This window comes from Micromonospora chalcea (assembly GCF_002926165.1).
GTDB lineage: Bacteria > Actinomycetota > Actinomycetes > Mycobacteriales > Micromonosporaceae > Micromonospora > Micromonospora chalcea.
Genome location: NZ_MAGP01000123.1, coordinates 46,851 through 54,605, shown reverse-complemented (window position 1 = coordinate 54,605; position 7,755 = coordinate 46,851). Strand labels below are relative to the sequence as shown.

General features: G+C 73.7%; 8 protein-coding genes. 6 read left to right on the top strand and 2 right to left on the bottom strand.

All coding sequences use genetic code 11. The features are described from left to right. The first annotated feature begins 304 nt into the window (after positions 1-304). The 3 genes from BAW75_RS19690 (at position 305) to BAW75_RS19680 (ending at position 3,304) form a co-directional block, all read left to right on the top strand. Positions 305-1,873 (top strand): hypothetical protein, encoded by a 1,569-nt coding sequence (locus tag BAW75_RS19690; protein WP_104114479.1) that lies wholly within the window; start codon positions 305-307, stop codon positions 1,871-1,873. Between the two features lie 125 nt (positions 1,874-1,998). After that, positions 1,999-2,904, top strand: a complete 906-nt coding sequence (locus tag BAW75_RS19685) for a hypothetical protein (protein ID WP_231915516.1) — start codon at positions 1,999-2,001, stop codon at positions 2,902-2,904. Positions 2,905-2,992: 88 nt separating this feature from the next. Beyond that, entirely contained in the window at positions 2,993-3,304 is a 312-nt protein-coding gene (locus tag BAW75_RS19680) for a hypothetical protein (RefSeq protein WP_043326231.1), read from the top strand. Between the two features lie 22 nt (positions 3,305-3,326). On the opposite strand, the gene dacB is transcribed toward BAW75_RS19680, so the two are convergent. Further along, a complete protein-coding gene (gene dacB / locus BAW75_RS19675; protein ID WP_104114478.1) occupies positions 3,327-4,910 on the bottom strand; it encodes a D-alanyl-D-alanine carboxypeptidase/D-alanyl-D-alanine endopeptidase in 1,584 nt (527 codons plus the stop codon). Between the two features lie 192 nt (positions 4,911-5,102). Here dacB and BAW75_RS19670 point away from each other — a divergent pair, with 192 nt between their 5' ends. Then, a complete protein-coding gene (locus BAW75_RS19670; RefSeq protein WP_030501863.1) occupies positions 5,103-5,384 on the top strand; it encodes an iron-sulfur cluster biosynthesis family protein in 282 nt (93 codons plus the stop codon). A gap of 1 nt (position 5,385) precedes the next feature. Here the strand turns inward: BAW75_RS19670 and BAW75_RS19665 are convergent, their stop codons facing one another. Then, positions 5,386-6,477, bottom strand: a complete 1,092-nt coding sequence (locus BAW75_RS19665; protein ID WP_208635275.1) for a beta family protein — start codon at positions 6,475-6,477, stop codon at positions 5,386-5,388. Positions 6,478-6,737: 260 nt separating this feature from the next. On the opposite strand from BAW75_RS19665, the gene BAW75_RS19660 reads away from it, so the two are divergent. Together BAW75_RS19660 and BAW75_RS19655 are read left to right on the top strand one after the other, a co-directional pair. After that, complete coding sequence (locus tag BAW75_RS19660; RefSeq protein WP_233514570.1) at positions 6,738-7,091, top strand: hypothetical protein; 354 nt, start codon at positions 6,738-6,740, stop codon at positions 7,089-7,091. 250 nt (positions 7,092-7,341) lie between these two features. Next, the gene (locus BAW75_RS19655; RefSeq protein ID WP_013284343.1) at positions 7,342-7,734 is read left to right on the top strand and encodes a cupin domain-containing protein; all 393 of its coding nucleotides are present in this window, start codon (positions 7,342-7,344) and stop codon (positions 7,732-7,734) included. Positions 7,735-7,755 lie beyond the last annotated feature (21 nt).

Genomic DNA, 7,755 nt, shown 5'->3' with positions numbered 1-7,755 from the left:
CCGCGCCCCCCGCCCCGGTCCCGTCGATCATGAAGTTGACGGCATTCCGCGCCCGAAATGTCCCCGCCAACCTCATGATCAACAGGTTGACGAGGGTGGGCGCGCCGGGTCGGGGGAGATCTTGGAAGGAAATGGCTCCTATGGGGACCTGAATCTTCCAAGATCTGGTCCGTGGGCGGGTTGGCGGCGTGGGGCGCGTGGGAATTGCGAGGCGGATGCCTTCTGCAAGATCGCGTTCTGTGTCATCCTCCCTACGGCGAGCCACGGGGCCGGGCCGCTCGCCGCCGGTGGCCGAGGAGGGTCGGTGGCTGAGGACGACATCGCGCGGACCGGAATCCGGGTCGGGGGTTGGCTGCCCACGCCGGACGAATCGGCAGACGCGCCGACGCGGCCCACCGGTCCACGCCGCCTGCCCGGGGACACCGACCCCGGCGTGTCCCGGCCGGTGACGCCCCCGGACGCCGAACGCTCACCTCCCGGCGCGGACGATCCGGTGCTGCCGGTCGACCTGGATCCGCCCGGTACCGCTGTGTGGCCGCCTCCGCACGCCGGCGGACCGCCGGCTCTCGACCTTCCGGCCGCCGGCCCGCTCCCGGCCGACACGCCCGCCCCGGGCGCGCTTGCCCCGGGCTCGCTCGCTTCGGGCTCGCTCGCTTCGGGTCCGCTCAGCCCGGGTGCGCCTGCTCCGGGTCCGCCCGGCTCCGGCACGCCCGCTCCGGGTTCGCTCGGCCCGAGGCCACTCGTCTCCGGGGCGGCTGCATCGGCCGTCCCCGAGTCGCGTCCGAACCCGCCCGGCGGCCGGGTTCCGCTGGTCGGGCCGCCGCCGATCGGACTGCACCTGTCCGCTCCGTCGCCGGTCCGGCCCGCTCCCGATCCGGCCGAACCCGGCCCGCCGCAGGTGGCCGAAACAGAAGCGAGACCGGGCCGGCACTCCGCCCGGGAGAGCATCCCGGCGCGCCTCGCCGATATGACCAGCGGGATCGGCCACCTGACCAGCGGGATCGGCGACCTGGCCGGCCGGATCGGCGATCTGGCGGGCGGGATCGGCGTCCGGCTGCGCGACGCGGCGCGAACCAGGCTGACACTCGGCCCGACCCGGCCCCCGGCCGACGCCCCGGCCACCCGGGTCGCCGTGGCCCGGGCCCGGCGTCGGCGCCGGCGCGCCGTGCTGGCGGCGGTGGCCGTGACCGGGCTGGTGGCGGCGCTGGCGTACGGGGGCCGGTCACCCGCGCCACCGTCGAACCGGGAGACGTCGCCCGTGGCGGCGCCGAGCGATCAGGCGCCCGGCGACCAGGCGCCCGATCAGGCGCCGGCCGACCCGGTGTCACCCGGCGGGCCGCTGCTCGACGTCGGCCTGGCGCCGCTGCCGGGGGCGTTGTCGCTCACCGCGCTCGGTACGCGGGACTGGCGGCACTGGGGCGGTACCGGCGCGGACAGCTTCCATCGCAAGGCGGGCGGCACCGGCGAGATCCGGGATCCGGGTGGCGAGCGGCTGGAGCACAACGCGGGCGCCTGTGATCTCCAGTGGACCGACGGTACGCCGACAGCGCGCCAGGAGGGCACCCGGGCGGGTGTCTTCCAGCGCGGCGCCGGGAAGAGCTTCACGCTCGGGGTGTCCGGGAGCGGGGACCTGCGCACGGTCCGGCTGTTCGTCGGCACGTTCTCGGCCGGCGCGCGGCTCGACCTGACGCTGTCCAGCGGCGGCGATCCCGTCGTCCGTGAGGTCGCCCTCGCCGCGGGCGACCGCTTCTACCAGTACGTCATCCGCTTCCGGGCGGCCCCGGGGGAGCGGCTGCTGATCAAATGGCAGGCCCTGACGGTCACCGGCGCGCAGAACGACGGGGTGGCGCTGCAGGCGGTCACGGTAAGCTGAGCGGCCGGTCCGGCGAGCGGCCGCCAGGTAACGAACTGGAAACGCCCGTCACTCGACATATGGCGCAAAGAGCCGTCCGGTGACACCGTGAAGCCCGTCGCGCACCAGTCGTATCCGGCGGTGTCGTGACCGAAGTGGAGGGTGTGGTGGGCCAGGAGGACCGTCCGCGTACCGGCCCCGGCTCGCATCGGCACGGCCTTCCGCGTACCCGCTCCGCGCTGCGGCGGCTGCGCCGTCGGCGTCGGCTGATGCTGGAAGGGCTGGCCGCGTTCCTCTGCCTGGCGGCACTGGCGCTCTACCTCGGCGTCGAGCGGCACGACGCGCCACGCGAGGAGCACGCCCGGCTGCCGGCCGCGCCGCCCGGCCGGGTCGGGCTGCCGAACGAGGCCGACGACACGGTGGCCAATCCGGGACTGCGTCCCCGGCAGCGGCCACCGTCGCCGAGCCCGACGCCGTCCACGCCGTCGCCGTCGCCGACGAGTGCGCTCCCGCCGACAGTCACCGTGACCCGCGCCGAGGTGCCCGCCACCGTCGACCTCACCGCCGTGGGCACCACCGACTGGGTCCACTGGGGGCTCACCGGCGCCGACCGGACGGTCCGCAAGCGGGGCGGCTCCGGCGAGATCCGCGACGAGGGCGGCCGGGGGCGGCGGCAGAGCTTCAGCAACAACCCCGAGGCGTACGCCTGGCGCGACGGCAACCCGGTCGCGTCGGCGAGCGGCACCATGTCCGGCGTGTACGCCTGCCACCGGGGCAGCGGGTTCAACCTGGCGGTGGCCGCCGACGGGCAGCAGCGCACGGTGCGTCTGTACGCCGGGCTCTGGATGGCCCGTGGCCGTCTCGACGTGCGTGTCTCCACCGGCGGACCGGTGACCACGCTCCGGATGGAAGACCCGCACACCGCGCTCACCACCGAGTTCACGATCAAGTTCCGCGCCCAGCGTGGCGCGCGGCTGCTGCTGAACTGGACGGTGGAGGAGTCGCTCGGCGACTGCGGCAACGTCAGCCTCCAGGCGGTGGCGCTGCGCTGAGCGGGGACAGTTTGTCCGTCGCGTACCCGGCACGGCGTCGTAGGTTTCCGTTGTTCCCGTCCGACCATCCCCTGTGGAGGCACGACCGATGACCGGCCCTGCTCCCGTCGTCCCCGCCCGCCCCCGCGCCGACGGTGACGTGCTGCGCGAGATCCCGATGCCGCCGTACGTGACGGTCGAGGACGTCCAGTTCGCGGTGCGCGCGGTGGTGGTGCACGCGCCGCGGACGTGGTCGGGCGGAACCATCTGCCGCAACGACGCCAGCCCCCACCCGTGCCGGCTGCACCGGTGGGGTCGCCGGGTGCTCACCCTGCGCGGGCTCCCACCGGCCGAGATCGACGCGCTCGTCGAGCGGGGTGACCCCGCCGCCGGCCCGCAGCCGCGCCGCCCCGGCGCCTAGCACCCGGGCGGTACGGCGCCGGTCAGCAGAGCGCCGGTTTGACCCAGGAGCACTCCCGTCCCTCCGGTACGCGCGGTGACTCCGGCGCGGCCGGCACGGTACGCCGGGCGGTGGCCGTCTCCCTCTCGGTGTACGCGGCCAGGGCGATCGCGATCTGATCCTCCAGCCCTTTCACCGACGAGGTCAGGTAGTTGTTCAGCACGATCGAGAACGCCAGCAGCCGGCCGTCCGCACTCGTGACGTAGCCGGAGAGCGCTGACGCGCCGGTCAGGCTGCCGGTCTTGGCATGCACGTTGTTCGCGGCGGCGGTGCCGCTCATCCGGCTGCGCAGCGTCCCGCCGACGAGCCGGTTCGGGTTGCCGGCCACCGGCAGCGCGGCGTACCAGGTGTCGAACCACGGTTCGGCGCGGACCGCCGAGAGCAGCGTGACGAACTGTCCCGGCGGGACGAGGTTGCGCCGGGACAGGCCGGAGCCGTCACGTTGGCGCAGCGTGCCGGTGTCCACCCCGGTGTCGCCCACGTACCTGCTGATCGCGGAGAGCCCGGCGGCCCAGGTGCCGGAGCCGGAGAGCTGCCGGCCGAGTTCCTTGGTGAGCACTTCGGCGTGGCCGTTGTTGGAGAGCTTGAGGAACGGCACCATGAGGTCGGTCAGCGGCATCGAGTCGTGCCGGGCCAGCGGCTTGGCCGTGTCCGGGGTGGCGGCGCCGAGCACGGTCCGCCCGAGCACCCGTACGCCGTGACGGCGCAGCGCGGACCGGAACACGTCGGCCGCGTACCCGGTCGGTTCCCAGACCGTCACCCAGTCGCTCTCGGTGGCCTGGCCGAGCGCGATCTGGCCGGTGACCACCACTGTGTTGCCGGCGTGCTCGCGTTCGAACGAGATGGTGGTCTCGCCCTCGGTCACCGTCTCGGCCCGGTTCTCGATGCGCAGCCAGCCGTTGTCCGGAGTCATGGTGATCTTCGGTCGGGCGCCCGCCCGCGTTCCCGGCGCGGCGTGGACGATCACCGTGCCGGCGTCGTAGTCGGTGTCCGGGGCCACGGTGAGCGCGGACACCTGGGCGGCGTAGTAGTAGGGCTCGTCGTCCCAGGTCCAGTCCGGGCCGAGCCGGTCGCGGTCGTACCGGGTGTCGTCGGCGACCAGGTTGCCCGCGACGACCCGTACGCCGGTCGCGGCGACCTGCGCGGCGAGCCGGTCGTAGTCGGCGGCGAGGATGGTGGGGTCGCCTCCGCCGCGCAGGTAGAGGTCGCCGGAGAGCATGCCGGCGTGGCGCGGCCCGTCGGCGCTCACGTCGGTGGTGAACCGGTGGCCCGGTCCGAGCAGTTCCATCGCCGCCGCGGAGGTGAACAGCTTGGTGTTGGAGGCCGGGATGAGCCGTCGCGTCCCGTTGCGGTCGTACAGCGTGCGGCCGGTGGTGGTGTCGACGACGACCACGCCCGCCTGCGCGCCGTCGAGCCGGCTGTCGGCGAGGACGGCGTCGATGGTGGCGTGCAGCCGGGTCTGCGCGGGGGTGGGCGCTTCGGCAGTGGCGGTGGTGGCGCCGGCGGTGGCCGCGGTGGCGACCAGCACCAGCACCGCGAGCGCCCGGGGGAATAGGCGACGATGCATGTGCCGATGCTGCCATGGAGATTTCCTGCGGGAAAGACTCCGGTGTGAAAGGTTATCGCCAGGAGACGTGGCGCGCACCGCGCCGTCTCTGCCCCCAGCCTAGGGATTCGCCGGGCCGAGGGAGGGAAAAGACCTGTACGTGGGCCTTGTCGCCCGCGCGAATCCCGACATCCAGCCATGAGGAGTTCAGCGATGCTGACCATGACCGACAACGCCGTCCTGGTGATCCGTGACCTCGCCGCCCAGCAGGACGTGGCCGACGCCGGTGGGCTGCGCATCGCCGCCGACACCGAGGCCGGTTCGCTCTCCATCGAACTGGTGCCGGAGCCGGTGCGGGGCGACCAGGTGGTGGACACCGAGGGGGCGCGCATCTTCCTCGACTCCGACGCCGCCGAACTGCTGAACGACACCTCGGTGGACGCGGTCGTCGACGACGAGGGCGTGGTGCAGTTCGGGTTCACCGAGAAGGAGTGAGTCAGCCGGCGCGGCGGGACTCCCCGCCGCGCGGCGAGCGGCCGGTACGTCCCCGTTCCGGGACGTCCGGGTCGGCCCACCACGCCCGGCCGCGCTGGTCCCGTTCCGGTCGGACCAGTGCGGCCAGCACCTGCGCCAGGTGGTGCGAGGTGCTCCACGCGATCCAGTTGGCCGGGGAGCCTGCGCCCGCGCCGCGCCGGGCCCGCCGGACGATCTCGTGGTCGCCCCAGGAGAAGCCGGCCCCGGCTGCCGGCCAGTGCGCGGCGGCGGTCACCGTGCGGCACAGGTCGGCGAAGCGCTCGTCGCCCCGCCCGCCGCGCCGCGACCAGCGGTAGACCCACCACGCGTCGTCGGTTGCCCAGCGCAGCGTGGGAACCCGGTCGACCGGCTCGTCCGCGCCGCGTACCGCGCAGCTCACGCCGTAGTCGCCGTACCCGAGGTCCAGGTCGGCCAGGCGCTGCCAGAGCGACCAGTCGTACCGGTCCAGCCGGACCGGCTCGTCCACCGGAAGCCGGGTCAGGGCCGGCGGCATCCCGCCGGCCGCAACCGTCACCGAGCGCCAGGCGTGCCGCCGGGCCCATTCCGCCGCGCGCCGCACCCGTGGCTCGGCCAGCCGGACGTCCGCGGTGCAGCACACGTCCTCCGCGTCGAGCAGCAGGTCGCACTGCTCCGGCATCAGGCCGGTCAGCCGCCACACCCGCTCCGCGGCGGCCGTCGCGGCGTCCGGCCCGCTTCGGTCCGGGCCGGTGCGCAACCGGACGACCGCGTGGTGCGCCCAGGCCCGTGCCGCCGCGCCGTGCGCGGCCAGCCGCCGGTCGCTGTCCGTCAGGCCGATGACCGGCGCCAGCGGTACGCCCCACCGGACCGGATCGTGTTCCGGGGTGTCCGGAAGCGCCGACACGTCGACGGCGGGCAGCAGCCCGTCCGGCAGTCGAGCCAGCGAGTCCTTGATGGACGGCGCGTCCGCCGCGACGTCGAGAACCGGTGCGAGCAGCGGGGTGGAGGCTCCGTCGAGATGGGACAGCGCCTCCAGCTCACCGCGCCGCGCGGCCAGCACCGGGCGGTAGACCGGGCCTCGGGGCGACTGCACCATACTTAAATGTAGCCAGCCGATCACTCTGCGTCACGTTGTGAACGTTTTCGCAGGTCAGAGCCGTTGGCTGTCAATGATGGGACACTTCTCCGGCTGGTTGCCGGGCGGTGCGCCGACATAGCGTCGGAATCATCGAGGGTGACCGCCGACGATCGCCCGAACGCGCACGAACGCCTCCGGCCGGCGTACCGGCGGGAGAGAGGATCACCATGCCCAGCCGCAGAGGTAGGAGGGAAACCACCGGCCAGCCGATCCCGAGCATGCGGGAGGCCGCACGCGCCGACACCGAGATCAACTCGTGTTCGCCGGTCGGGCTGCCGGCCACCGCACGGATGCTGTTCGCCGTGGTCGACGCCGACGGAAAACTCGTCCGCGGGCTCGGCGCCACCTCGGCCACCCGGCTCGCCGCCGGGATGTACCAGGTCGCGTTCGACCAGGACGTGGCCGGAGCGGCGTACGTCGGATCGGTGGGCCCCGCGACGGCGAACGGGCTGGTCCCGCAGGGTGTCATCACCGTGGCGCCGCGCTCGGGTATCGCGAACGCCGTGTTCGTCGAGACGCACGGCACGAGCGGGCACGTGGACCGTCCGTTCCACCTGGCCGTGCTGGCCTGACCGGACGCGCAGACGAGCGCACGGCGCCGCACGACCTCCGGTCGTAACGTCGCCGCGCTCCGGCCGTCTCCCACCGCCGCAGCCGTACAGGCGGTACGCCAGCGGGGACTTGGCTCGACCGGCCCGTCCCGCACCGGTCTTGTCGGCAGCACATGCCCCTTCTCCGGGGATCCAAACCGGATCGGCGTGGGGAATTCCACCATCTGCGACTCCCGGCGTGGCGGGCGCGTGATCGGGGTATGAGCGGGCCATGGAGCATTTCACTATCGCGACAGTCGCCGAGAAGAGTCCCGACTTCCGCCGCGTGCTCTGGACCGGGGAGCACACCCAGCTGGTCATCATGACCATTCCGCCGGGCGGCGAGATCGGCGAGGAGGTCCACGAGGGCATCGACCAGATCCTCACGTTCGTCAGCGGCACCGGCGAGGCCCGGGTGGCCGGCGAGAAGAAGGAGGTCGTCTCCGGCGACCTCGTGGTCGTCCCGGCCGGCACGAAGCACAACTTCGTCAACACCGGGCCGAACCCGCTGGTGCTCTACACCGTCTACGGCCCGCCGGAGCACGCCGACGGCGCGGTGCACAAGACGAAGGAGGAGGCGGACGCCGCCGAGGAGGCCGGCGAGGACGAGCCGCCGACGTCCTGACGCCCGGTGCGCACGTGTTAA

Bases quoted from the DNA above. Each gene is read 5' to 3' on its own strand.
- BAW75_RS19680 (WP_043326231.1), top strand. From the start codon at position 2,993: ATGACCGGCCCTGCTCCCGTCGTCCCCGCCCGCCCCCGCGCCGACGGT.
- dacB (WP_104114478.1), bottom strand. From the start codon at position 4,910: ATGCATCGTCGCCTATTCCCCCGGGCGCTCGCGGTGCTGGTGCTGGTC.
- BAW75_RS19670 (WP_030501863.1), top strand. From the start codon at position 5,103: ATGCTGACCATGACCGACAACGCCGTCCTGGTGATCCGTGACCTCGCC.
- BAW75_RS19665 (WP_208635275.1), bottom strand. From the start codon at position 6,477: ATGGTGCAGTCGCCCCGAGGCCCGGTCTACCGCCCGGTGCTGGCCGCG.
- BAW75_RS19660 (WP_233514570.1), top strand. From the start codon at position 6,738: ATGCGGGAGGCCGCACGCGCCGACACCGAGATCAACTCGTGTTCGCCG.
- BAW75_RS19655 (WP_013284343.1), top strand. From the start codon at position 7,342: ATGGAGCATTTCACTATCGCGACAGTCGCCGAGAAGAGTCCCGACTTC.